The organism is Paenibacillus sp. BR1-192 (assembly GCF_029542445.1).
Taxonomy (GTDB): Bacteria; Bacillota; Bacilli; order Paenibacillales; family Paenibacillaceae; genus Paenibacillus_AQ; species Paenibacillus_AQ lautus_A.
In genome coordinates, this window is sequence record NZ_CP120718.1 from 3,343,009 (window position 1) to 3,368,046 (window position 25,038).

General features: G+C 50.3%; 20 protein-coding genes and 2 pseudogenes. 18 read left to right on the plus strand and 4 right to left on the minus strand.

Annotation, left to right across the window (positions count from 1 at the left end; all coding sequences use genetic code 11):
* The first annotated feature begins 44 nt into the window (after window positions 1-44).
* From P0X86_RS14910 to P0X86_RS14945, 8 genes are all read left to right on the plus strand, one after another.
* A complete protein-coding gene (locus P0X86_RS14910; protein WP_015735069.1) occupies window positions 45-1,868 on the plus strand; it encodes a sensor histidine kinase in 1,824 nt (607 codons plus the stop codon).
* Window positions 1,831-3,405: a response regulator transcription factor gene (locus P0X86_RS14915; RefSeq protein WP_096773549.1), complete on the plus strand. Its 1,575-nt coding sequence runs from the start codon at window positions 1,831-1,833 to the stop codon at window positions 3,403-3,405. The genes P0X86_RS14910 and P0X86_RS14915 overlap by 38 nt, the downstream gene beginning before the upstream one ends.
* 40 nt (window positions 3,406-3,445) lie before the next feature.
* Entirely contained in the window at window positions 3,446-5,770 is a 2,325-nt protein-coding gene (locus tag P0X86_RS14920) for a glycoside hydrolase family 3 N-terminal domain-containing protein (protein ID WP_277748832.1), read from the plus strand.
* Between the two features lie 194 nt (window positions 5,771-5,964).
* A complete protein-coding gene (locus tag P0X86_RS14925) occupies window positions 5,965-6,525 on the plus strand; it encodes a TetR/AcrR family transcriptional regulator (RefSeq protein WP_277748833.1) in 561 nt (186 codons plus the stop codon).
* A gap of 38 nt (window positions 6,526-6,563) precedes the next feature.
* Window positions 6,564-6,968, plus strand: coding sequence for a YvaD family protein (locus tag P0X86_RS14930; protein ID WP_277748834.1), 405 nt, complete (start codon window positions 6,564-6,566; stop codon window positions 6,966-6,968).
* Between the two features lie 203 nt (window positions 6,969-7,171).
* A complete protein-coding gene (locus P0X86_RS14935; protein WP_277748835.1) occupies window positions 7,172-8,164 on the plus strand; it encodes a phage baseplate protein in 993 nt (330 codons plus the stop codon).
* A 211-nt stretch (window positions 8,165-8,375) separates the two neighbouring features.
* Window positions 8,376-9,194 (plus strand): endonuclease/exonuclease/phosphatase family protein, encoded by an 819-nt coding sequence (locus P0X86_RS14940; RefSeq protein ID WP_277748836.1) that lies wholly within the window; start codon window positions 8,376-8,378, stop codon window positions 9,192-9,194.
* Between the two features lie 194 nt (window positions 9,195-9,388).
* The gene (locus P0X86_RS14945) at window positions 9,389-9,700 is read left to right on the plus strand and encodes a hypothetical protein (RefSeq protein ID WP_277748837.1); all 312 of its coding nucleotides are present in this window, start codon (window positions 9,389-9,391) and stop codon (window positions 9,698-9,700) included.
* Window positions 9,701-9,765: 65 nt separating this feature from the next.
* Here P0X86_RS14945 and P0X86_RS14950 read toward each other — a convergent pair whose 3' ends face one another.
* From P0X86_RS14950 to P0X86_RS14965, 4 genes and pseudogenes are all read right to left on the minus strand, one after another.
* A complete protein-coding gene (locus P0X86_RS14950; RefSeq protein ID WP_277748838.1) occupies window positions 9,766-11,001 on the minus strand; it encodes a Ger(x)C family spore germination protein in 1,236 nt (411 codons plus the stop codon).
* A 30-nt stretch (window positions 11,002-11,031) separates the two neighbouring features.
* On the minus strand, window positions 11,032-11,241 hold the full coding sequence (locus P0X86_RS14955) for a CLC_0170 family protein (RefSeq protein ID WP_277748839.1): 210 nt from the start codon (window positions 11,239-11,241) through the stop codon (window positions 11,032-11,034).
* Window positions 11,238-12,332: pseudogene (locus tag P0X86_RS14960) on the minus strand (GerAB/ArcD/ProY family transporter). The gene P0X86_RS14955 and the pseudogene P0X86_RS14960 overlap by 4 nt, the downstream one beginning before the upstream one ends.
* Before the next feature lie 2 nt (window positions 12,333-12,334).
* Entirely contained in the window at window positions 12,335-13,963 is a 1,629-nt protein-coding gene (locus P0X86_RS14965) for a spore germination protein (RefSeq protein WP_277748840.1), read from the minus strand.
* Window positions 13,964-14,133: 170 nt separating this feature from the next.
* Between P0X86_RS14965 and P0X86_RS14970 the strand changes: the two genes are divergently transcribed.
* The 10 genes and pseudogenes from P0X86_RS14970 (at window position 14,134) to cntD (ending at window position 25,037) form a co-directional block, all read left to right on the plus strand.
* Window positions 14,134-14,799, plus strand: coding sequence for a GntR family transcriptional regulator (locus P0X86_RS14970; protein WP_213578414.1), 666 nt, complete (start codon window positions 14,134-14,136; stop codon window positions 14,797-14,799).
* 19 nt (window positions 14,800-14,818) lie between these two features.
* Window positions 14,819-16,510, plus strand: a complete 1,692-nt coding sequence (gene ilvD, locus P0X86_RS14975) for a dihydroxy-acid dehydratase (RefSeq protein ID WP_277748841.1) — start codon at window positions 14,819-14,821, stop codon at window positions 16,508-16,510.
* A 340-nt stretch (window positions 16,511-16,850) separates the two neighbouring features.
* Window positions 16,851-17,513 (plus strand): annotated as a pseudogene (ric, locus tag P0X86_RS14980) (iron-sulfur cluster repair di-iron protein).
* Window positions 17,514-17,773: 260 nt separating this feature from the next.
* The gene (locus P0X86_RS14985; RefSeq protein ID WP_277748842.1) at window positions 17,774-18,655 is read left to right on the plus strand and encodes a histidine racemase CntK family protein; all 882 of its coding nucleotides are present in this window, start codon (window positions 17,774-17,776) and stop codon (window positions 18,653-18,655) included.
* Window positions 18,636-19,442: a class I SAM-dependent methyltransferase gene (locus P0X86_RS14990; protein WP_277748843.1), complete on the plus strand. Its 807-nt coding sequence runs from the start codon at window positions 18,636-18,638 to the stop codon at window positions 19,440-19,442. The genes P0X86_RS14985 and P0X86_RS14990 overlap by 20 nt, the downstream gene beginning before the upstream one ends.
* A gap of 18 nt (window positions 19,443-19,460) precedes the next feature.
* Entirely contained in the window at window positions 19,461-20,756 is a 1,296-nt protein-coding gene (locus P0X86_RS14995; protein WP_277748844.1) for an opine metallophore biosynthesis dehydrogenase, read from the plus strand.
* A 37-nt stretch (window positions 20,757-20,793) separates the two neighbouring features.
* Window positions 20,794-22,398, plus strand: a complete 1,605-nt coding sequence (gene cntA, locus P0X86_RS15000; RefSeq protein ID WP_277748845.1) for a staphylopine-dependent metal ABC transporter substrate-binding lipoprotein — start codon at window positions 20,794-20,796, stop codon at window positions 22,396-22,398.
* A 32-nt stretch (window positions 22,399-22,430) separates the two neighbouring features.
* On the plus strand, window positions 22,431-23,363 hold the full coding sequence (gene opp1B, locus P0X86_RS15005; protein ID WP_213578432.1) for a nickel/cobalt ABC transporter permease: 933 nt from the start codon (window positions 22,431-22,433) through the stop codon (window positions 23,361-23,363).
* Window positions 23,363-24,250 (plus strand): staphylopine uptake ABC transporter permease subunit CntC, encoded by an 888-nt coding sequence (cntC, locus tag P0X86_RS15010; RefSeq protein ID WP_277748846.1) that lies wholly within the window; start codon window positions 23,363-23,365, stop codon window positions 24,248-24,250. The genes opp1B and cntC overlap by 1 nt, the downstream gene beginning before the upstream one ends.
* Window positions 24,228-25,037 carry a staphylopine uptake ABC transporter ATP-binding protein CntD gene (cntD, locus tag P0X86_RS15015; RefSeq protein WP_277748847.1) on the plus strand — a complete coding sequence of 270 codons (810 nt, stop codon included), beginning with the start codon at window positions 24,228-24,230 and terminating at the stop codon, window positions 25,035-25,037. Before cntC ends, cntD begins: the two co-directional genes overlap by 23 nt.
* Window position 25,038: the final 1 nt, after the last annotated feature.

The following is a 25,038-nucleotide window of genomic DNA, read 5'->3' on the forward strand; positions in this document are numbered from 1 at the left end:
GGTTTCAGCTCAAAATCATGAAGTCATCGAAAGAGGGAATGGACATGCGCAGCAGTTTGGGCTGGATCGGGAATTATGGTCTGAAACAGAAGGCTCTGGTCATTTTCCTCTTTTTTGTCATTCTGCCTACGCTGGGGGTCGGCGTCCTGGCCCAAGACAAGCTGAACGAAGTGCTGCGCGGCCAATTTATCCAATCAAGCCAGCGCAGCCTGGAGATCGTAACGAACCAGCTGGAAGAACAAACGGCCATGATCGAGGATATAGCCGATTATTTGATATTGAGCAATGACATGCGCCAATACCTGCGCCTTGATCCACCGCCAGAGAGCGGGAGGGCGGAGCAGTTGAAGCAGAATCTCGAAGGATTCCTGACGTTTCAGCTCATGTCCAAAAACTATATCAAATCCATTTCGATTACCGGGTTTAACGGCAATTCCATTGAGATGGGCGAGCCGATTCACGGCAACGAAGAGTCTTGGAACCGGCTGGCGGACGAGCATAAAGGCGGAATCGTGTGGAGCAACGGCTATCCTTCCACCAGCGGCTGGTATGGTGAAGTAAACCTCGTCTCATTGTTCCGGGTTCTGAATTCCTATGACGAGATCACGCTCCCGCTGGCTAGGCTCGTCATCCGCATGGATGAAGCCAGTATTCTTAAACAGCTGCAGCGGGGGTTGACGCGGGACGAAGGCATGGTATTCATTGTGAATGCCGAAGGACAAATCGTACTCCCCTCCAAAGAATTGCTATCCTTGGATATCGGCGATGGGAAAGCGATTACGGATATCATAACCGCCGGGACGATGGGCTCTTCCACGTACCGACACGACGGGGAAGCGTATTTGACCTTTCATCAACGGATGGAGAATACCGATTGGACGATCGTTTCCATGGTGCCCAAGGCTGCGTTGGATCAGGATGTACGCGGCGTATCCATCTTGATGCAGGTTATTCTCATCGGAATTCTCCTGTTGGGCTTATCGGCCTTGATCGGGTTCCACTATACGATTATCAGGCCGATCCTGCGCCTGAAGATTGAGACCAATCGCGTAAAGCTCGGCGATTTCAACGCCCGGGTCCCCATTCGTTCCAAGGATGAGATTTCCGAGCTGAACCGCAGGTTTAACGACATGGTCTCCACGATTCAGGAACTGATCGAGCATAAATACAAGCTGGAACTGAGGGAGCGCGAATCCGAGCTGCGCCTGCTGCAGGAGCAGATGGATCCGCATTTTCTCTATAATACGCTGGATATGATCCGCTGGACCGCCAGGCTGGAGAAGGCCGTCGAGTCCAGCCAGCTCATCGAAATTTTGTCCCGATTCCTGCGTTCCAGTCTGAACAATGGCCATTACGAGACCAGCCTTGCTAAAGAAATGGAATTCGTACGCTCTTATTTGTATTTGCAGCAGAGACGGCTGGGGCGTAAACTGAAATATGCGCTGTACATGGAATATGATCTGGCGAATTCGCTTACCTTGAAGGCTACCATTCAGCCTTTGGTCGAGAATTTTCTCAAGCATGGCCTTGATCGGCGCGAGCCGGTCGCCAGAATAACGGTCATCGCGTATAAGCGGGAGGACGAGATTTGGATCGACGTGCAGGATAACGGCCGGGGTATGGACGATTCTACTTTGGAAGAAGTCAGGGAATCCCTGCGAATCGGAGTCCAAGCCGGCCGCACACGAGGTGCGCTCAGCAACATTCATGAACGTTTATACCTATTTTTCGGAGAACGCTACGGACTGGAAGTGATTGAGGCTTCATCGCAAGGAACCTTGATTCGCCTCAAGCTTCCATATTCTGAAACCTACGGTGGTGAATCGTACGATGCAACACGTGAAGACAGTAAAAATGCTGATCGTTGACGATGAACCGGTGATCTGTCAGGGCTTGCACTATACCATTGACTGGGCGGATTATGGAGTCGAGGTCGTCGCCGAGGCTTATGACGGCAATGAAGCTTTGCAGGTGGTGCAGGAACACGAGATTGATCTGGTTCTGACGGACATCCGAATGGAGGGAATGGACGGGCTTCAGCTTGCTAAGGAGCTGAAGCTCCGTCATCCTCAGATTCGGGTCATCATGATCAGCGGTTATGAGGAATTCGAGTATGCCCGCCAAGCCATCAAGCTTGATGTAACCGATTACTTGCTGAAGCCCGTCGATATTGACGAATTGGTGGCCGCCGTGACCGGAATCGTGGAAGACATTCGCAACCAAGATATCCGTGTCGACGGATCATCGAAGGATGCGGAGCTGTGGCTTTCCGACATGGCAGCGCATAATGAAACTTCATTGGCCAAGGCGGTGCCCGGCGATTTAGTAAACGGTGCCGAATATAAACTCATGGCTACGCAGCTGGAGAAGTTCTCGAACCTTGCAGCTTCCGTATCGGAACAGGATTTAACGATGCTGCAGCATGTATGGATCCGAACGGTTCGTGAAAACCTCGAAACCAGCGGAATTCGTCAAGTATCCGTGTTTGTGCATAAAAATCTGCTGTTGACCCTGCTAATGACGGATCAGCCGCGCCCGAAGCGGCAGTGGGATGAAATTCTGCAGGCGATGCTGGATGCCTGGCCAGAAGAGCATCGTTTGTATGGCGCGGTATCGGATGCTTACGCTTCCCTGGACCAAACGGCAGCCATCTGCTCGCAGGTGCGAGCGTTATTGCCTTATTATGCCTTGGAACAGCGCCCCTTGCTGGATCGAGAATATAAGTCCGAGGTGGATAACGGCCGGGCCAAGCACGATTTCGACAGTGCCGACATGGTCTCGAAACTGTCCGTGGCATTATTCAAGCAGGATGCCGAAATGCTGGAAGAGCTAATCGACGGCATGTTCCGATTCTTCCGGGATCAGCGGTACCTGTTGACGGATATGGTGAACGTGTGTGATGAACTGTCCATCATGCTGCGGCAGCGACTTCGTCAAAGCGGCCTGACCCAGCTGGAGCATGGCCTGGAGAGAACGATCGACCTGGAGGTGTTCAATCATCCCGACGCGATTCGTCTGGCGATATCCACGGAAGTGTTTGATCTGCTGCAGCTGATCGACAGGGTCGGCATCGACAGATCGTTCTGGATCATTGAGAAGGCCAAGAAGTATATGGCGGATCATTATCTGAGCGACCTGAAAGCGTCGGAAGTGGCAGCGTATTTAAAGATTACGCCCAGCTACTTCAGCAATATTTTTAAACAAAGCACGGGAAAAAGCTTCAGCGAATACATGAACGAATTGCGCATCAACGAGGCGAGAAAGCTGCTGCTGACGACGCAGGACAAGGTGTTTGAGATTGCCGACCGCGTCGGTTACAAAGAATACAAGTATTTTGTATCCGTCTTCAAACTGTACACGGGCATGACGCCCAAGAAATATCGGGTCTTGAATATCAAAGAATGATTAAAAGCATGACGACCAGGATGGAAGGAGTATGGGGAATATGGAGAAATATCGGAATGCTGCGCTCCCCGTAGACGAGCGCGTAGAGGATTTATTGTCCAGAATGACGCTGCGGGAGAAGGTCGGGCAGCTGAACCAGCACTTGTACGGCTGGATGGCATATCGGCGAAGCGAAGGGACCGAAACGGAGTTTGAACTGACCGACCTATTCAAGGAGCATGTTGAATGGGGGGCCGGCATGGGGGCGCTGTACGGTCTGTTCCGGGCGGATCCTTGGTCCGGGGTGACCTATGAGAACGGGATTCCTACGAAGGACAACGCGAAGGTGGCGAACGCCATTCAGCGTTACGTGATCGAACACAGTCGGCTCGGCATTCCCGTCCTGCTCTCGGAGGAATGCCCCCACGGCCATCAAGCGCTAGACGGAACGCTTCTGCCCGTCAATACGGCCATCGGTTCCACCTGGAATCCCGAATTAATTGAAAGCGCCTATTCCCATGTGGCCTCCGAGATCCGCAGCCGAGGCGCGCATTTAGGTTTGGTCTCGGTACTGGACATCCTGCAGGATCCGCGGTGGGGACGCTCCGAGGAATGTTACGGAGAAGATCCTTACCTGGCTGCGCGAATGACGGAGGCGGTTGTGTTTGGCATGCAGGGAAGAAACCCGGAAGAATGGAAGAGACACGATAAGGCAGCTGCCGTGCTCAAGCATCTATGCGCTCAAGGAGCAGGGCAGGGCGGACGGAACGCAGGCCCGGTTCCCGCAGGCGAGCGCGAGCTGCGGGAAATCCACCTGCCTGCCGCGGAGGCGGGGATCAAGGCAGGGGCGGCTGGCGTCATGGCGGCCTATAATGAACTCGACGGCATTCCATGTCATGCCAATGATAAGCTGTTAACCGGCATTCTGAGAGATGAATGGGGATTTGATGGGATTGTCATGGCGGATGGAACGGCCATCGACCGTTTGGTGTCCATTACGGGAGACTATGAGTCGGCAGCGGCGCTTGCTCTCTCATCCGGCGTCGATCTAAGCCTGTGGGACAAGTCATTCACGACGCTTGAACAAGCGGTGAAGCAAGGGAAGGCCGATATGGAGAGCATCGACCGCGCGGTTGGTCGGGTGCTTGGCCTGAAATTCCGGTTGGGGCTGTTCGAGCAGCCGTACGTTGACGAGGGCTTGGCTGCTTCGACCGTGAACAATGCAGCCGCCCGAGCGTTGAACGTTTCCGTTGCAAGAGAAGCGGTTGTGCTTCTTAAAAACGATGAAGGCGTACTGCCATTGAATCACAGCAGTATCAAACGGCTGGCGGTCATCGGTCCTAATGCGGACCGTCTCTACAACCAGCTCGGGGATTACACCAGCGTTCAGCGCGAGGGCAGCGGAGTCACGGCGCTTCAAGGCATTCGGATGGCTGCTCCCGAAGGCACGGACATCGTCTTCGCTCCAGGATGCAGCGTTCGAGGCATGTCCACCCAGGGCTTGCCTGAAGCAATCGAAGCGGTCCGTTCCGCGGACGCGGTCGTGCTCGTGCTTGGCGGCAGCAGTGCTCGTCAATTCGGGGGCACGTTTGACAATAACGGCGCAGCGATCGTAGCAGAGGGGGATCCGACGGAAATGGACTGCGGGGAAGGAGTCGATCTAGCCGAACTTCGCTTAGGCGGGATACAGGAGCAGTTGGTTCGGGAAATTCACGCGATCGGCAAACCGGTGATCACCGTGCTCATTCAGGGACGTCCGCTCGCCGTCGGCGAGGTGGCCGAGCTTAGCGATGCCTTGCTGTGCGCTTGGTATCCCGGCAGCGAAGGGGGCCGTGCCATCGGAGAAATCCTGTTTGGCCAAGTAAACCCGAGCGGAAAGCTGCCCGTCTCGATTCCACGCACCGTAGGTCAATTGCCGGTTTATTATAATCAGAAAAACGCAGGGCGCCCTCGTCCCTATGTCGATATGCCGTCCAAACCGTTATATCCGTTCGGATTCGGCTTGAGTTACAGCTCGTTTGAATACGGATCTCCGGCCATCTCCCAGAATGAAGTAACGCTTGACGAGCTTCGCTCCGGAAGTCGTGTCGAGGTGTGCGCGGAGGTGAAGAACAGCGGAAAGCTGAAGGGGGACGAAGTCGTACAGCTTTACATACAAGCCGATCAATCAGGGATTACCCGCCGACTTCGAGAATTGAAGGGATTCAAGAAGGTTATGCTGGAGCCCGGGGACAGCACCACCGTTACGTTCGAGCTCGGCTTCGAGGAACTGGCCATCTGGAACCGCAACATGGATTACGATGTCGTCCCTTGCCGAGTTAACATCGTTGTAGGCGGCCACTCGGATTGGGAGAACGGTGTTGTTCAGTTGAAGGTAAAAGCCTGAAGCGTAAGCCTATTTCAAAGGGTTTGCCTATATGTCTAAGCTATCGATGTTTTTGGAGACAGCATTCCATGCTGTCTCTTTTCGTTGTGATCAGCCTTTCGTTTGACACAAAGAAGGAATCGGGATAATATGTAAGGAAAATGCGGAAAATGATATTGTTTATATATTTTCCGGGGTAGAAGGGGTGAATTTCTATGAGAGAACGAATTGTCGAGGCGGCAAGCAAGGAAATCCGGAGAAGCGGATTGCGATTTACGATGGGTGAACTGGCCAAACAGTTGGGAATGAGCACGAAAACTCTGTATGGCGTTTTCCCTTCCAAAGATGAGCTAATTGCCGAAATTCTCGAGGGGGCGATCGATGAGCTTCAGCATAAAGAGAAGGAAATCATGAATAACGCGAGCCTCAGCACATTGGAGAAACTTAGACGATGTCTGATTCTTATCCCGGCTGATTTTCAGTTTATCGAGCTAAACCTCATCACGGAGCTGCAGCGTTATTATCCTAACCAATGGAACCGCCTGGACCAATTTCTAAATGAGCAATGGGGCAGCATTGCCGAATTATTTCAGGAAGGCATTCGTCAAGGCTTGCTCCGGCCGTTTAACGCCAAAATATTCATTGATCTGTATGTAGGGGGCTTATATCGGTTAATGGAGGACTCGGCGGCAAACAGGAGCAGCATGACCCTTCAGGAGGGCCTGGGCGATATGGGAGAGATTCTTTTGGCCGGTATCATTAAGAGGGAAACTTGAGCCAACGATAGACCACGAAGGAGAAGAGAGGGTATGCCTTGAGCAAAACATTAAAAGGTTTGTTCTTAGTGACGGATATCGGATTTATTATGTATTGGGTCATTACCGCACTGGCCTTAATTCCTAAAGAGTATCTATATCAGGATTATACCAATGAGCTGCTGGTTATTTGGAATTGGTCGTTCTTTCCGCTGGACATATTCATATCCGTTACCGGGATGTACAGTCTGTATTTACATAAACGAAGAAATGCGAAATGGAAAAATCTCGCCTTAATCTCGCTTACCCTGACGTTTTGTTCCGGGCTGCAGGCGATCGTTTTTTGGATCATCAAGTCGGATTTCGACCTCATGTGGTGGGTGCCCAACCTGTACCTTTTGTTGTATCCGTTGTTATTCATCCCTAAACTGCTAGAGACAAAGGAAGCATTCGCCGAATCTTAAAGCGGATGCTCCTTTTCTTTATGATCTCTTGGGCATTTAATCGAAAAAAAAGGGCTAAAGGACCATGATTTCCTAAAACTTTAAGTATGATAAGCACAGGAAATCCTTGGGGGAAATGGTAAACTCAAAGTGTACATTCACTACCTAGGAAAGGGGGCGCCGAGGAACTCACGGTATTCTATCATATTCATGGAGGTGGATTGATGTTTGACGTTCAAGAGCTGAGCCTTAAGAAAAGGCAATTTAAATTACTCACGTCCTTCATCCTTGCAATGCTTATCTTTTGTATGTCCGGTTTGCCCGCGTTCGCGGCAACCCCAGAGAAAACCGTCAACGCTTCGGCAACGCTTGCCTACAATTTAAAAGGGCTTCAACACAACGTGGCTGTTCAAAAAGCCTACATCGCGGATAAATATCTGTATGTCACGCAGCGTTCCAAGGGAACCTGCTATCTTTCAAGATTGCTCATTAACGGCAATGACGCTACTTTTGTAGATAAAATGACCGTCACCAACACGGGGCACTGTCAAACGCTGGATATGTATACGTACAACGGCGTCAATTATTTCTATTTCAGTTCAAAAGCGGATCCTTCAACCGATTATTACTGGTCGCTTCAGGTAGCAAGACTGCAATATTCGGCCGGCAAGACGGTCGATTATACGGATCTGCATCGCTTTACCTATATGAATTACGCCAATAAAACGGGAGCAAGGCTGGGCGAGACCTACCGGGTTGATGGCGGCGGCAACAGTACGCATACGGTGTTCCGCGTTCAGACGAAGGAAGGAACCGTGACCTGGTCCATTTATGACACGGTCGCGCTCAATAAGCTGCTTGACAGCAATGAACAGGTGCGGATGGACAGCGCAGCCGCGGTGAACGCAGCGGTTGGCAGCTTCACGCAATCGGGCAGCGGCATCGTCAGACCGAACGGATCCTTCCAGGGGGCGGATATGCTCGGCCAAACGAAAATCTATACGTCAGGCGGAGCCGAAGGCGAAACCCCGCAGATTGCCATGATGACGAATACCGGGACTTTCAAAACCCTCGTGAAAATTACGAATGTAGGCAACCATGAAATCGAAGGAGTTCAGACCAAGAACGGCAACGTATATTTTACGATCGTTACGGATCCGGTCAATAAGCAGAATACGCAGAAGGTATATTACGTTCCGGACAGCATTTTTAATTGACGCCCATGTGGTTTTGACTCATTGAATAGTTGCGATCAACCAAGCGAATGTAAGTCGCAGGTCACAGGCTGGACCATATTAAGTGTGTCTAGTCTGTTTCTTTTTTACCATTTTAAAGGAGCAGCTCGTGGCTTGATCTGGCGAAAATAAAACCCGTATATAATCAATTTGATTCTTGATATTAATCTGACTAATGGAAGGAGATTCGTTCATGAAAAAAAGCCTCATTTCGCTAATCGCTTGTTTGTTCCTCATTCCCCTGTTTGCAACGGGCGTCATGGCAGCGGGAAAGGGTCAAGGCAAAGAAGTAAGCACCACCGTAATGTCTTACAATATCCATCATGGGGTAGGAATCGATGGTCAGCTGAGCCTGCAGAGAATTGCGGATGTGATCCGCGACTCCGGCGCTGAGATTGTCGGGCTTCAAGAAGTGGATCGGCATTACGGGGAACGAAGCGATTTTAAAGACCAAGCCAAGGAATTGGCTGATTTGCTCGGCTATCATTACGCTTACGGCGCGAATCTTGATTTGGAACCGGGGGAAGGACAAACAAACAACCGTCAATACGGGACAGCCATCGTGAGCAAGTATCCGATACTCCGATCCGAGAATACATGGTTAAGCAGCTTCGGGAAGGAACAGCGCGGCGTTCTTCATGCCGTCGTTAATCTGAGAGGAATCCATGTAGATGTTTACAACACGCATCTCGGGCTGGATGTCACCAGCAGAACGGCACAGGCTCAGGAAATCATTGACCTTGCTTCCGGCTCCCAGGGACCTGCGCTTCTCCTGGGGGATTTTAATGCGGAACCGGACAGTTCAGAGTTTCAATTACTGTTAAACAGCGGTTTATTCGTAAACAGCTTTGAGGGAATAGACGATGCCTATACGTTCCCTGTCATCAATCCGTCGGCAACCATCGATTATATTCTGACTTCCCCTAACGTCCGGCATGCCAATCAACGCGTGATCCAAACCGAAGCATCGGATCATCTGCCGATTGCAGCCGATGTGGTATTCAAGCGATAGGTACTAGCATCGGGGAGAATAAGTTCTAATTGGATCTCAGCATGACCGGGGGCTTCCACCAAGCAATTGCTTGGTGGAAGCCTCTTTGCATTTAGGAGATAAATCGATTTTCTTCCCTTTACAGTTTTTTTACCGTCCTGTCTATATCGATAAAATAGGTTATGCTACGATACAAGCACAGGGAGGGAGTGTGCATGATAACTTGGAGATTACCGCTGATTGTATTGACGTGCCTAAGCATGGCCGTAACAGGCTGCATGCAGCGCAGCAGCGGGCAGGGCACGGACGGCATATTTTCGCACTCGGCAGCTTCGAAAATGGCCGTTACAGGTGCAAAGACAAAGCTTAAGTTCTGGTCGACGGGGCGACATGACGCGAACTATATCAAAGAGGTGATTCATCGCAATAACCAAGAGAATCCCGATAACATTGAGGTTTATGGTAAACAGCGGTCCAATCCTCCGCTCACTGCCCGTGATGTCGGCCCGAACGCCTGGATAAAATAAAGCAGCGCCGTGGGGACCCATCGTGTCTGCTGATCCACGTCGCCTGTCGCACGCATTCAGCGCCATCATTCCGCCTTCATGCCGACTCTACGGACTTTCGATGTCACACGGAAATCAAAGGTTGTATGTTTAAAAATTTCACTCCATTGGTCCGCGGTTTTGACATGGGTATTCCAATACGATGGTTTTCTGGCTCGTACCAATTCGCCGAATCCGAAAATATCGGATTCTTTTTTTTGCGTTTTTTGGATTAGTCCGAGCATGAGTTCTTTAACGGATCGTTCATTCTCCCGCGCGATTTCTTCAAGAATATGCGAGTTATTGAGCGGGAGGGTTTCCGTATTTTTCTCTTCGACATTCACTTCCGTCACTGCCGTGATCGTAAAATGAGGAAGGCCATTCTTGATGTCCACCTTGATTTCCGATTCCCGGTTCGTTGCATGAATGGTGACAACCTGAGAGTCGTCTCCAACATGGATGATTCCCCGATATCCTGCCGGACTGATTCCCTTGATGACCAAGTATCCGGCAATTTCAAACGGTTTTGTCACGCCGACCAGTGTGGCGCCTTTGAAAAAAGCCATGCCGCTGATTTCCACGTTATCGCCCTTCATGATTTGGATGTAAGGCAGAAATCCTTCCTGGCCCTTCTTCGACGAATTGTTCCAGAAAGTTCCGATATAGTCGCTCGGGAACTTGCCATGTTTAACGGCATCGTCCAGCGTGGAGGACAAATACAATGCCGGGACGCGCTCCAGCTTCGGGGCAGCTTCCATCAGTTCTCTCGCTTTCCCTTTGGATACCATCAGCCAGGCCATACGGCGAACCTCCGCGTTTCGGTGAAGATAGTCGTTTAAATTCTCCATCCCCTTTCTGGCAAACTCTTCCGATACAACGATAACGCGGAGATGTCCAAAAAACAATTTGCCTGATATTTGCTGCTGGAGATTCATCATCGCATCATCGACGGTATGTCCTACAACATCCAGTACCCATACGGTTTCTTGGGCGCCTTCTCCTGAAGCACCGCCTTCGCCGGGTCCGAGCGGTATTCTGCCGGGAAGAGCGATTTGAACGGATAATTGAATCATTTCCTGCTGCGGTGCGGGATATTTCCCACGAAGATGAGAAATCTCATCTTCACGAATCTCGGCATCCTTGCCAGCCGTGTCGATTGATATACCTAGAACGACCGCTCGTTCCTCAATCTCCATCCGATCCCAGCAGCCTGTCAGAAGTGAGCAGAGGAGAAGAAGGATCATGAATTTTAGGTTAAAGCCGGCGTTTACTCTCTTACTCATTGAGATCCTCCTGAACTCAGACATCTAAACTCACACGAAGACTTTAACAAGGACGATAACCAGAAACCAAACCGTTACGATACTGATATTGATCCAACCCAGCACACGGGATACATTTTTTTCCTTGGTCATGTTCGATTGTCTGTACTTATTCATGTCGATGAACAGATTGAACAAGCCGCAGAAGAGCCAGATCAGAATGGCAACATCCAAATAACCGCTGTAAATTTCCCCGATCATTTGGCTGCACCTCTTTTTTTACGCAGGATGGCGATGATCAGAAGGATTCCGGGATACGCGATAGTAATCAGCAGTCAATATTTGGATATCATGCTGTTCACTTCATTCAATTGAATCAAGCTTTGGGGCAGCATGGCCAATACGAACAGAAAGGGGAGGATGAAGAAGGACAACATCCCATGGTCCGCTAACCGGAATAGCTTGCTTATCGAGTAGACCGTAAAGTAGTAACAAGAGAATAAGGATGTAAATACAGCCGTTACCCATACGGCTAAAAAGACTGCATCCAAACGTTCCAGTACATTGGCAGGCAATGAAGTTGCCTTGGCAAGCTCCAGTGTCGGCCATAACAGCTTTTTGGTTTCCTCGGCTCCAAACACGCCCACCGTTGCAGCCACGATCAAAATATACAAAGCGCCGGTTACCACCATGGCCCATAGGCTGGACCGCATCGCTCTTTCAGGTTTGCACATGGCCGGAATGACCATCATCATAATAAAGTATCCTTGGAACACGGTGGAGAGTGTAATAATACCTGCCGGTATTCCTCCCGGTTCATTCCCCCATACAGGGAGAACATTGACCAAGTCCGCATTTTTTAACGAAAGGGCGACGATCAAAAGCGCAGGTATCAGAATAAAGGGGCTGTAAAATAAGTGGATATACGCAAAGGTCATAATATTCCGGCGAGAAGAAAATGCAGCCAGCAGCAGCATGACCAGTACGGTAATCTCCAGCGGCGTGTTCTTCAGGACGGCCGTAACGACAACTTCGCCGAATTCTCTGGCGACCAGAGAGGTCAAAACCGCAAAAAACGCAATCGAGACCAAGCTTGCGATTCGACCGAACCACTTACCGATGATAACTTCGCTGTACTCCACGTACGAGTCATTCGGAAACCGCATGCCGAGCCGGGTCATGAAGAAAAGTCCGACAAACGCCAGCAGCATTCCCAAAAAAGTAACGAACGGAGCCCCGGCATCCGCAGCTTTGACCGCAGACAAAGGGAGTGCAAGAACGCCTACTCCCACGATGGTGCTGATCGTAATGGCAGAAGCTTGCAGAACCGTGATTTGGCGCTGTTCATTCATGGTTATCGACCTTTCTCGTCATTAGGTTGGACGGGATTCATGATATTGGTTGAGGAATGATCCACCTGCTCCTTCATTTGATCACCGAGCCTTGATGTGTCAAGCGGGTGGAGGAAGGAAGGCCTGTTCTTCATCTTCCACAGCGGTCCGCGAGTCAGAAGATCCCGCATGCCTTGAAAGTTGCCTGGGACGAATGGGCTTAGATACGGAACTCCGAACGATTTAAGCGACAAAAGATGATTGGCAATCAGGATGATGCCGACCATGACGCCGTACAATCCGAAGATCCCGGCTAATATGATCAGCGGAAAACGCAGCAGACGGAGCGCAAGCGCCGCGTTGTAGGCCGGCGTTGCGAAAGATCCGATGGTCGTTAATGCAATGATGACGATGGTAATTGGACTAGCGAACCCGGCAGATACCGCGGCTTGCCCGATGACGAGCACGCCGACAATGGATAATGCGCCGCCCACCTGCTGCGGCAACCGGATCGTGGCTTCCCGCAAAACCTCCATCGAAATTTCAATAACGAGCACTTCGACCATCGCCGGAAAAGGGACGCCTGCACGTCCGCCTGCGACGGCGACCGCAAATTCCGTGGGAATCAGCTCAGGATTAAAGGAGATAATCGCCACATACAACGAGGGAAAAACCAAGGAAAATACCAAAGCCACCAAGCGGGACAGCCGAATCGCGCTCATCAATAGAAATCGTTCGGTATAATCTTCGACCGTTTGATAGAACTGGCTGAATACGGTTGGAGCGATCAAGGCGAGCGGAGAACCGTCGACCAGAATGGCCACTCGGCCTTCCAGCAGATTCGCCACGACTTTGTCGGGCCGCTCCGTATACTGGATTTGCGGAAACGGAGACCAATGATTGTCTTCGATAAACTGTTCCAGATACCCCGAATCCAGCACGGCATCGATTTCAATGGCGTCCAGGCGCTTATTCACTTCTTTAACGATGCCGGGATTGGTGATGCCATCCATGTAACAGACCGCAACCTTGGATTTCGTTTTCGTTCCGATCTCCATGGATTTCACGCTGAAATCCGGCGTTTGCAGCCGGTAGCGGAGCAGGGAAATGTTGGTGCCGAGCGTCTCGATGAATCCTTCCCGGGCCCCGCGGATCACCTGTTCCGTCGCCGGCTGCTCTATTGAACGCTGCGATATTTTTCGTGTATCAATGATAATGGCCTCGTCCAGCCCTTCGATCGCTACGACAGACTGTCCCCTTAGAAGATTGTCGGTGAGCACGGAGATTTTTCGTTCCGCGTATCCTTCGCTGTGATAAAGCGTATCCTTCATCAAAGTGTCCATCAACGCATGGCGAGGGAGGTCTGAAACATCGAGATGGCGAGGGCCATATTTAAGTGGTCTTAATAAAGTATTATTAATGACGGCGTGATCCGTCATATCGGAGAAATAAAACAATACGGCCGGATGCTGCCCGAACACATGGAAGGGATGTATCATAAAATCGTCGTTATCGCCGAGAATTTTCTTGATTTCGGATGTGGTCTCTTCTAAGCTCTCCGATATGTTCCGGCCATCTGAACTTGCATTATTTGAGTTGGAAGAGACTTCGTTACGGGATTGGTTTGAACCCGTCCATGTGGAAAATGGCATTGTTGTTTACACCTCACTTGTTTAAACGGTGGTCCTTAGCTGTTGGATAGTTTGATTAAGTATTTCCTCTGTTTGTTACTTTTATCAAACGAAGCCCTCTAAGTATTGTATTTAATATATGAATGCTATATATTGCATATAACAAACTTGAAGAGTAAGGATGATAAGCCATGCCAGTTCCTAAGAATTATGTCTCTCCCGTACGAATGACCGCAAAAGAAAGAGCCTTCTCCCAAATTCAACGGTGGATTATCGATGGCACGCTTCAGCCCGGCGAGAAATTGCTCGACGCCGAATTGGCGGAATCGCTTGGCGTAAGCCGAACGCCCATCCGGGAAGCTTTTCAACTGCTTGAAGTACAAGGACTCGTGTCCACGCACCCCGGGAAAGAAACAAAAGTTACGGCCATTGAAAGGGAAGATATCTTTAAGATGTATTCGACCATGGCCGTTCTTCAAGCATTGGCTGCCGAAGTGGCCACTACCATCATTGTTCCGGAGCAGATCCAGCAATTGCGGGCGATGAATCTGGATTTTGAAAATGCCATGAAGAGCGGGCAAGCTTATCAAGCCATGGAGTTGGATGAACAATTTCATAATTTCATCGTGGAGCTGTCAGATAATCCTTATGTCGCTGCATATAGTGCCTCGCTTCAGATGCATATCCGGCGGTTTAAGTACGTGTTCTTAAAACAGCCGATTGCTGCCGCACAGGCTTCAGTCGATGAGCATGCCTCGATCATCAGCGCTTTCGAGCAGAAGGACGGTGATCGGGCGCAAGCTATGATGAAACAAAACTTCATGCGTCCCATGCAGGAACTACACGGGTTACTCTAAATAGAGGGGAGAAGGAAGGATGACAAACAAAAAAGATTTACGCATTCGCAGTAAGGTAATCAGTGAGGGCGTCAACAGGGTACCGAACAGGGCGATGCTGCGGGCTGTTGGTTTCACGGATGCGGATTTTAAGAAACCGATGATTGGCGTAGCCAGCACTTGGAGCGAAGTGACCCCTTGTAATATGCATATCGACAAGCTAGCCATAGAGGCCAAGCAAGGGGTACGCAACCATGGCGGCGCTCCGCTTATTTTCAACACGATCACGGTTTCGGATGGCATTTCGATGGGACACGGGGGCATGCTGTTCTCCCTGCCCAGCCGAGAAGCCATCGCAGATTCGATTGAGATCGTGACGGGGGCCGAACGTTTCGATGGTCTGGTGGCGATCGGCGGTTGCGACAAGAATACGCCCGCCTGCCTGATGGCAATCGGACGGATGAATCTTCCTGCGGTTTATGTTTACGGCGGTACGATACAGCCCGGGAAGCTCGATGGCAAGAACGTGGATATCGTCACGGCTTTCGAAGCGGTCGGGCAATATCATGACGGAAAAATGACGGAGGAGCAGTTACATAAGGTGGAATGCAGCGTCTGCCCGGGACCGGGCTCTTGCGGGGGCATGTATACAGCCAATACGATGGCCGCTGCGGCAGAAGCCATGGGGATGAGCCTGCCCGGTTCCTCTTCCACGCCGGCTATTTCACCAGACAAAGCAGCGGAATGCGCTGCGGCTGGAAGGCAGGTCCTCTCCTTGTTGGAGCAAGAAATCTATCCCAGGGACATCATGACCAAAAAAGCGTTTGAGAATGCGATAACCGTCGTCATGGCTTTGGGCGGTTCAACCAACGCGTTCCTGCATTTGCTTGCGATCGCTCATTCGGTTGGCGTAGATTTGACGTTAGACGATTTCGAGCGAATCCGTTTGCGAGTTCCCCACCTTGCAGACCTGAAGCCAAGCGGACGACATGCCATGCAGGACTTAAACGAAGTCGGCGGCGTACCGGGCGTCATGAAATTATTGCTCGCCGAGGGGCTTCTGCATGGCGATTGTCTAACGGTCACAGGTAAATCATTGGCAGAGAATCTGGCGGAAGCTGCGCCGTTACGGGGCAGCCAGGAAATCATTCGCCCCATCGATAAGCCGCTGAAGCCGAACGGGCCATTGGTTGTATTAAGAGGCAATCTCGCACCAGAAGGTGCGGTTGCCAAAATGTCGGGTATGAAGAAGCTGCGTTTTGTCGGACCGGCCAAGGTGTATGACAGCGAGGAGGATGCAACCGAAGCGATCTTGAGAGATGAAATATGCAAGGGCGACGTGTTAGTCATTCGTTATTGCGGTCCTAAGGGCGGCCCGGGTATGCCGGAGATGCTGTCGGTCACGGCACTCATTGTAGGCAAGGGTCTCGGCGGAGAGGTTGCGCTGATTACGGACGGCAGGTTCTCTGGCGGTTCGCATGGGTTCGTTGTCGGTCACGTAGCGCCTGAAGCACAGGTAGGTGGGCCGATCGCGCTGCTGAGGAACGGAGACGTGATCACAATCGACAGCGAAACGCAAGAAATGACGTTCGACATATCGGATTCCGAATTGGCCGCAAGGGCACAAGCATGGCAGCAGCCTCCACTCAAAGTTTCCACGGGCGTATTGTACAAATATGCAAAATTAGTGTCCTCAGCATCGAGAGGCGCGGTTACCGACTCTGCAGAATAAGTGGAATTTCCAGCCCGAATTAAAGCTTATAGTCAATATCTCGGCGAAGACAGGCATCGGTCCGAAGGCCGAGTAATGTGAATGATGACGAAGAAACTGGGCAGCTTTGAGAACAAAACAGGGATGATTTCATCCCTGTTTGTTGTTGTCCTGGCTACTGTGGTCCTTTCGATACTATCGTTCACATAGTGTTACATTTCAGTATGACTGCAATCACATATGCGGGGATCGGAGTTTCATATACTTGAGTTGTAAGAGTGAAAAAGTTCACTAAACACGTATTTAGTCTAGGGAGGTTTGAATAATGAGTTCATTCACGCTTTAGAGCCAAGTATCCGACATTGTGACATCCATCCCGCAAACCGCGGATTTATTTCGATCCCTCCGCATCGATTTTTGTTGCGGCGGACAGATGCCTTTGGAAGAGGCAGCCAAGCAGCGTCATTTGGATCCAGCCGCCGTTCTGGAGCAGGTTCGGTCCGTAGAGAGCAAGTTTGCCGATTACCAGGAAAGCCGTCCCGCTTCATTGAAGGAATCCGAACTGATTGATCACATCCAACAAAAACATCATGCCTTCCTCCGTGATGAATTACCGGCATTAACGCCCTATGTAACGAAATTGGCCCGTGTGCATGGAGAGCATCATCCCGAGCTGCTTCGCGTGCAGGTGCTCTTCTAGGAATTGAAAAAGGAGCTGCTAGAGCATACGAAGGACGAGGACGAACGTGTATTTCCGCTCATCTTGAAATTTGTGGCGGACCCTAGCCACCAAGCGGCAGCAGAGCTTAAGCCGCACGTGTCCGAACTGGAGCATGAACATGCTCATGCCGGCAGCTTGCTGCAGGAGCTGCGGGACGTAACATCCGATTTCGAGCTTCCGGCTGATGCCTGCGGTACGTATCGTCTTGTCTTTCAACGGTTAGCCATGCTTGAAAAGGACACGTTTGAGCATATCCATCTGGAAAACAACATATTGATTGCGCGGCTGCGACAAGCGGTATAACCTTTCGACAACGTCCCTTCCTCACCGAATGAGGAAGGGATTTTTATTGTTCCAGCCTGTCATCCTACTCAACGATTCGCTGCATTTGGACAATATACGCATAAATAACTCTTCCGATGATGACGTCGAAAGAGTTTTTTTATGCAAAAATGTTGACTATTTCAAATGGCCATGCTATATTCTCATCATTCTAAATCGTAAATATTACGAATAAGGACATCGAGCCAACTGGCAATCCATTGGAACAGAGGGAGCCCGTGATGAAGCAGAAGATCGATTTTGTGAAATGCAATCCCACGCAGAACATGACGATTCTCATTAACACCAAGCTTCCGCACGATGAACATAAACGCGTCGCTGCTAAAATCATGTCGTACGACAACGTTTATGCAGAGCAGGTTGGTTTTATCGAACAATCCAAGATAGATCATGCGGATGCGTTTCTGCGGATGGCAGGAGGTGAATTTTGCGGGAATGCTTGCATGGCCTTAGCGGCATACCTGGCAGAGGTTCAAGGGACGAAACGTCATATAACAACTGAATTTCGACTGGAGGTTTCAGGCGCGGAGCGGTTAGTGTCATGCTATGTAACAAAAAACAAGGAGGATTATCGTTGCAGGGTCAACATGCCGCTTCCGGTGAGAATTGATCAAACGGTCCTTCAAGACGGGTGCTCCCTTGTTGACGCGGTTGTCGTTCGATACAACGATTTTGTTCATTTCGTAATTGAAGTGGAGCGCTTTGATGCGCAAATGAACAGCAGCATGTTGGCCATGGCCAAGCACATCGGACCCTCTCTCGATACGAGAATGGTCGGGATCCTGTTATACAACTCCCGCACTAGGGAACTGACTCCGCTCATTTATGTACCGGAGCTTAATAGCGCGGTGTGGGAAAGAGGTTGCGGATCCGGAACGGCTTCCGTAGGCGCCTACTTAGCTTGGAAGCATAAGAGGGATGTCGAGGCTTCCATCAAACAGCCCGGCGGAACGATTCATGTAAAGGCACTATTTGATCAAAACCGGGTGACGCATCTGGGAATCGAAGGGGCCGTTGGCATTGCGGCTCAAGGTATCGCATTCATCGATCTGGATGAAGACCATATCGCGGAGGTGGGAAATCGTGAAACTAACCATGTTTGATCAATCCTTGGCTGATTATTTAACAAGGTTTAAGTACTTCGCAGACCGCTTCGATCATATTTCCCGTCACCGAACCGAGCTGGAACGTCTGGTCGATGATTATTCAACGTTTATCACCGACGAGTCCAACTCCAATATATGGGATGGGCTGGAGCGGCAAGGAACTGGAGGTTTAAACGGGCTTGCGGAGGAATTGAGAGCGTATTCGGCACGCTGCGTAGCGACCCTGGAGAAATATCGCGCATTGAAATTGATCAAGGGAGACACGGGGCTCACCGATTATTTCAGGAATATCGAAGAATGCATCGAGAAAGAGTTCGGAAGCTTCCAAGTGACTTCGAAGTCGATCGTACTGCTGGTTGGCTCCGGCGCATTTCCGATGACGGCTCTATTGATCGCCAAGCGAACGGGAGCCGAGGTGATCGGCATCGACATTGACGATGAGGCCATTGGGCTCGGGGTCAAGGTTATCGAGGTATTGGGCCCGGAGCTGAAGATCCGGCTGATAAATACACCAGTAGAAAATCTTGATTACATACAAGAGGTCACCCACATCATTTTCAGTTCAACGGTTGCTGAAAAGTACGACATGTTGGAGCGGTTACATCCATTAACGAACGAAGAGGTCGTTGTGGCCATGAGGCACGGAAACGGTTTGAAGTCTTTATTCAATTACCCCATGAAAGAAACGGATGACGACAAATGGAAACTAGTTGATACGGTATTGCGCCAAAACGATATATTCGACATCGCGTTGTACAAAAAAGGCACCATAACACATGGCTAAACGAAGTGAGGTGTTCTTATGAGAGATATGGAGCGAGTCCTGATATTGGGAACGGGTCCAGCCGCCTTGCAGCTGGCAGTGATCCTTAAGAAAGGGGAGCGTTGTCATTTGGGCATTGCGGGCCGGGAATCGGTCCGTTCCGCGGATTTCTTTGAATCGCTTTCGGCCAGCGGTCAAAGGGTTCGCGTAAGCATCCAAAACGAAAAACATCATGCCTTGGAAGGCGAGTACCGTTTGGACGGCGTATTTCGTGGAATTGAGACGATCGAAGGCCAGTGGGATACCCTGATTTTGGCAGTAACCACCGACGCATATTTGGAAGTCATGCGACAGATCGACCAAGACGTTCTGCGAAAAGTAAACAGCTTGGTGCTGATCTCCCCGACGTTCGGTTCCAACAGCTTGGTAACCGGTTATATCGGGCAATTGAATCCGGGTGCGGAAGTCATAAGCTTTTCTACATATATCGGGGACACCAGATGGGTGGATGACCGGGTTTCCAATCATGTCATAACGACGGGGGTCAAGAAAAAAGTCTATATCGGCTCGACACGGGGCCGCTCAGATCTTGTTGACAGGCTGTGCGGTCTGTATAAGCAATCGGACATTGAAGTGGAATTCATGAGGACGCCCCTGGAGGCAGAAGCGCGAAATATTTCGTTATATGTCCATCCCGCTTTGTTCATGAATGACTTCTCATTAAACGCCATTTTTGACGAATCGGGTACTCGCAAGTATGTCTATAAGCTATTCCCCGAAGGCCCTATTACGCAGGAACTAATCCGCAATATGTTATCCCAGTGGAAAGAAATGATGAACATTTTGGGTCGATTAGGGATGAGAAGCATCAATTTGCTGAAGTTTATGACGGATGATAACTATCCGGTGAGAAATGAGAGTTTATCACGCCGGGATATTGACAGCTTCGAGCACTTGGAAAGCATTCATCAAGAGTATTTATTGTATATCCGTTACGCCTCATTGTTGATCGATCCCTTCTCTGAGCCGGATCCTGAAGGAAAGTACTTTGATTTCTCGGCGGTGCCGATCCGGAGTTTGTTTATCAATCTGGAAGGCTGCCTGGATATCCCGAGAATGCCCAAGGAGGACTATTATCGGATCAAGATCATACAAGGCATTGCCGGCTTCTTAAAGGTGGAATGTCCAACCATCGATCGGTTCATTTCAGCATATGAAAGCAAAATCGTCAGCGTGGCACTTGCTCATAAGGACCGGTCGTTGTCCGGCGCCTTCGCGGTTCAGAGTTTCGGAGAAGAACTGGCCATGATATGCAAGGACCTAACCAATACATGAACGTTAACATAATCAAGTGGGTAGCAGGAGGAAAACCGTGAAAAGAAAAACCGTAATCATATGGATGTTTTTATGCACGATGGCGCTTTTGGCGGGCTGCGGAGAGACGAATCATGAAAACAAATCCGCATCGGCTGTCCAGGAAGAATTAATCTATGCGACAGCAAAAGATATTCATGATATGAACCCGCATTTGTACACGGGGTCCATGCCGGCTCAGGGCATGGTATACGAGTCGCTGGTGGAGAACACGAAGGAGGGCATCAAGCCGCTGCTTGCGGAATCTTGGGACCTTTCCGAAGACGGCCGGACCTATACCTTTCATTTAAGAAAAGACGTGAAGTTCCATGATGGAGAACCGTTTAATGCCGAAGCGGTCAAATTGAACATCGACGCCGTGCAGCGTAATGCCGAAAAACATGCTTGGATTAAGCTGTCGAGCAAAATCAAAAACGTGAAGGTCGTGGATGAATACACTGTCCAATTGATCTTAAGCGAAGCTTATTACCCAACGCTGGTCGAATTGTCCATGACGCGGCCGTATGTATTCCTATCGCCGAAGGACTTCATTCAAGGAGAAACGAAGGATGGCGTTAACGGCCATAACGGTACAGGTCCTTACAAGTTCACGGAGCATAAAATCGATGAGTACGCCGTCTTTACCGCCAATGAAGAATACTGGAACGGTGCGCCGAAAATCAAGAAAATTACGGCCAAGGTGCTGCCTGCCGGCGAGACGACGTTTCTGGCAATGCAGAAAGGAGAGGTGAACTTCGTATTCACCGATGATCGGGGGGCAGACAGCATCGACGTGCAAGCGATGAATCAACTGGTTGACGCCGGAACCTATCAGCTTGTTCGCAGCGAAGCCATGAATACGAAAATGATTGTCGTCAACAGCAGCAAATCGGACAGCCCGGTAAGCGAAACCGCGGTGCGTGAGGCATTCTGGTATGCAATCGATCGCGAAACGATCAGCAAGGACATATTCGAAGGAACCGAAGCCGAGGCGAACAGACTGTTCTCCTCCAACGTGAACTATGCGGATGTCGAATTGAAGGAACGCGGCCATGATCCGGGAGCGGCCGAGTTAATCTTGGAACAAGCCGGATGGAAAAAAGGCAGCGGCGACGAGGCCCGGACCAAGTCCGGGCAGCAGCTGGCCATGAACTTATATTATGACAGCAATTCATCTTCGCAAAAAACACAGGCGGAATTCATTCAGCATGCGCTAATGCAGATCGGAATAAAGCTGGATATCATCGGCGAAGAATCGAGTTCGATCGCGAATCGAAGGTCTACGGGCGACTACGAGTTATTGTTTAATCAGACCTGGGGATTGGCGTATGACCCCCAAAGCACCATCGCTGCGTTCACTTCCGAGGCTTCTTATCTGCATACGACCAAAGGGATCGCCGAAGCGGATCATCTCTATGACCGGATACGGCAGGTTATGGTATCGACTGACGAGGAAGCCAGAAAGGCGTTGTATGCCGAGATCATGCGGACGGTTCACGATGAAGCCGTATTTATCCCGATTTCGAGCGGGAGCGTCACGGTTCTCGCACCGAAGAACTTGAAAGGCATTACGTTCAAGCAAACCCAATTTGAGCTGCCTTTTGAACAAATGTATTTCGAATAGGCTGCGTGCTCATCAATCGATAAGGAGTCATTATGGGAAGTTATATAGCTAAACGATTATTGCTGTCCGTTCCGATTCTGCTCATGATTTCATTCTTGACCTTTCTATTGATCAACCTGTCGCCCATGGATCCTGCCGAAGTGGTGCTCCGCGCCCAGGAAGTTCCCGAAATCACGGAGGAACTGATCGCTAAGACGCGTGAAGAGCTGGGACTGAATCAACCGTTCCTGAAGCAATATGCCGACTGGGTGATGGCCTGTCTTCAATTGGATTTCGGGGAGTCCTACGTCACGGGACAATCGGTGTGGTCCTTGATCAGCCCGGCGTTTCTCAACACGTTAAAGCTAACGTTGGTTTCGTCGATCATCATCATCGTCATGTCCGTCGTCTTGGGGGTTGTCTGCGCATTAAACGAAGGTAAAATGCTGGATCGATCGGTAAGAGGCGTTTCCTTCTTTCTGACGGCGATGCCTTCTTATTGGCTGGCTTCGATCATGATCTGGTATTTCTCCGTCCGTCTGGACTTGCTGCCGACCAGCGGCATGGACTCCTATCAAAGCTATATTCTTCCCGTAACGGTCATATCGGTGAGTTATGTCGGCATTTACTTCAGAAACGTAAGAAGCTCCATGCTGGGCCACTTGCATGAAGACTATGTGGTTTATGGGAGAGCTTGCGGTTTGCCCGAGAAGAAGATTACGAAACATATTCTAAGAAATTCGCTGCAAGTCGCCGTATCCATCTTTTGCATGGCGATCCCTATTATACTGGGCAGTACCGTAGTCATTGAAAATGTATTTGCATGGCCGGGACTTGGGCGACTGAGTGTGAAATCCATATTGAGCAGGGACTTTCCGGTCATTCAGGCCTATGTCCTGATACTGGCTGTAGCCTTTGTCTTATTCAACACCTTGTCGGACATGATCAATGCTGCGTTCAATCCGAAATTAAGGAAGGAAATCTGATGAGAGCACTGAAAAATCTGAGCAAAGACAAGCTGGCCAGCCTGTCACTGCTCCTTATTGCCGCAATCGTAATCTTGGGGCTGTTCGCCCCTATATTCGCGCCGCACGATCCGAACCATGTCGATATGAAGCTGCGCTATGCCGGCTCGTCCTGGGCGTATTGGTTCGGCAACGACAATTTGGGGAGATGCATCCTGTCCCGGCTGATTTATGGTATACGTCCCAGTATTTTATGGGTTCTGGCCGCCTTGTTGGCATCGGTAGGCGTAGGTGCGGCCGTTGGATTCGTGGCGGGGTACTTCAGAGGCAAAACGGACGCGATTCTGATGAGAATTTGCGATATCATGCTTTCTTTTCCCGGGTATGTCATGACGTTAGCGGTTGTCGGCATTCTGGGTGCAGGCCTTGAGAACATCCTGATTGCCTTTGTTGCCATGAAATGGGCGTGGTTTGCCCGCGTCATCCGAACGTCGGTCCAGCAGTATGCCGAAATGGATTATGTGAAGTTTTCAAAAGCTGCCGGCATCAGCAATCGTAGAATCATCATGAAGCATATCGTTCCCGTAACATTCTCGGATATTGCCGTCATTGCCAGTGGTTCGATGTGTTCCATGATATTGCAAATCTCCGGATTATCCTTCTTGGGGCTGGGCATCAAGGCCCCTCACGCCGAATGGGGGATGATGCTGAATGAAGCGAGAGAGGTTATGTTTTCACATCCCGAGCTGATGTTGGCGCCCGGCTTGGCGATCGTCATTGCCGTATCGGCATTTAATTTTCTGGCGGATGGGCTTCAGGTCGCGCTGGATCCCAAACGAATGAATTCCGGCAAGCAGCCGCGAATTGCAGAGGTGGAGAAACCGAATGTTGAATATGCTAGAGGTTAACCATTTGAGGGTATGGGATGCGAAGGAGGGCAAAGAGATCATCCGTGACAGCTCTTTTCGGTTAAAGCCCCAAACCTGCCTGGCAATCGTAGGGGAAAGCGGGAGCGGAAAATCCCTTACGTGCAGATCGATCATCCGATTGCATAAGCCCTGGATTCGTCAATCCGGGGAGATTCTGTTCAAAGGAGAGAATTTGAATCAACTTTCGGATAAAGAAATGAGAAGAAGAAGGGGTAAACAGATTGGGATGATCATGCAGAACGGCATGGGGGCGTTTGATCCATCTTCCGTAGTCGGGGTTCATTTCCAAGAGACGTTAAAAGCGCATTTCGGCTGGAGCAAGAGCCAAGTCGAAACCGCGATGAAAAAAGCGATGGAGAGCGTCATGCTCAACCATCCGATCGAAATCATGAATAAGTACCCTTACCAACTATCGGGCGGCATGCTGCAGCGCTTGATGATTGCGCTCACGCTGGTTCTTTCGCCCGACATCGTGATCGCCGACGAGCCGACGACGGCACTCGATACCATCTCGCAGTACGAGGTCGTTGAACAATTCATCCAGCTCCGCGAGCGAATGGGAGGCTCCATGATTTTTGTGTCCCACGACTTGGGGGTCGTGAAGAAGATTGCCGATGAAGTAATGGTCATGAGAAACGGCGTCATTGTAGAAAGCGGGAGCGTTGAAGAGGTATTATCGGCACCGCGGCATCCCTATACGCAGCACCTGGTTTCTACCCGTCTTGAGCTGAGCAGCCATTTCAACGAGATTATGAGGGGGGAGTAAC

Coding starts and splice junctions, on each gene's coding strand:
- P0X86_RS14910 (WP_015735069.1), top strand. CDS start 45: ATGCGCAGCAGTTTGGGCTGGATCGGGAATTATGGTCTGAAACAGAAG.
- P0X86_RS14915 (WP_096773549.1), top strand. CDS start 1,831: ATGCAACACGTGAAGACAGTAAAAATGCTGATCGTTGACGATGAACCG.
- P0X86_RS14920 (WP_277748832.1), top strand. CDS start 3,446: ATGGAGAAATATCGGAATGCTGCGCTCCCCGTAGACGAGCGCGTAGAG.
- P0X86_RS14925 (WP_277748833.1), top strand. CDS start 5,965: ATGAGAGAACGAATTGTCGAGGCGGCAAGCAAGGAAATCCGGAGAAGC.
- P0X86_RS14935 (WP_277748835.1), top strand. CDS start 7,172: ATGTTTGACGTTCAAGAGCTGAGCCTTAAGAAAAGGCAATTTAAATTA.
- P0X86_RS14940 (WP_277748836.1), top strand. CDS start 8,376: ATGAAAAAAAGCCTCATTTCGCTAATCGCTTGTTTGTTCCTCATTCCC.
- P0X86_RS14945 (WP_277748837.1), top strand. CDS start 9,389: ATGATAACTTGGAGATTACCGCTGATTGTATTGACGTGCCTAAGCATG.
- P0X86_RS14950 (WP_277748838.1), bottom strand. CDS start 11,001: ATGAGTAAGAGAGTAAACGCCGGCTTTAACCTAAAATTCATGATCCTT.
- P0X86_RS14955 (WP_277748839.1), bottom strand. CDS start 11,241: ATGATCGGGGAAATTTACAGCGGTTATTTGGATGTTGCCATTCTGATC.
- P0X86_RS14965 (WP_277748840.1), bottom strand. CDS start 13,963: ATGCCATTTTCCACATGGACGGGTTCAAACCAATCCCGTAACGAAGTC.
- P0X86_RS14970 (WP_213578414.1), top strand. CDS start 14,134: ATGCCAGTTCCTAAGAATTATGTCTCTCCCGTACGAATGACCGCAAAA.
- ilvD (WP_277748841.1), top strand. CDS start 14,819: ATGACAAACAAAAAAGATTTACGCATTCGCAGTAAGGTAATCAGTGAG.
- P0X86_RS14985 (WP_277748842.1), top strand. CDS start 17,774: ATGAAGCAGAAGATCGATTTTGTGAAATGCAATCCCACGCAGAACATG.
- P0X86_RS14995 (WP_277748844.1), top strand. CDS start 19,461: ATGAGAGATATGGAGCGAGTCCTGATATTGGGAACGGGTCCAGCCGCC.
- opp1B (WP_213578432.1), top strand. CDS start 22,431: ATGGGAAGTTATATAGCTAAACGATTATTGCTGTCCGTTCCGATTCTG.
- cntC (WP_277748846.1), top strand. CDS start 23,363: ATGAGAGCACTGAAAAATCTGAGCAAAGACAAGCTGGCCAGCCTGTCA.
- cntD (WP_277748847.1), top strand. CDS start 24,228: ATGTTGAATATGCTAGAGGTTAACCATTTGAGGGTATGGGATGCGAAG.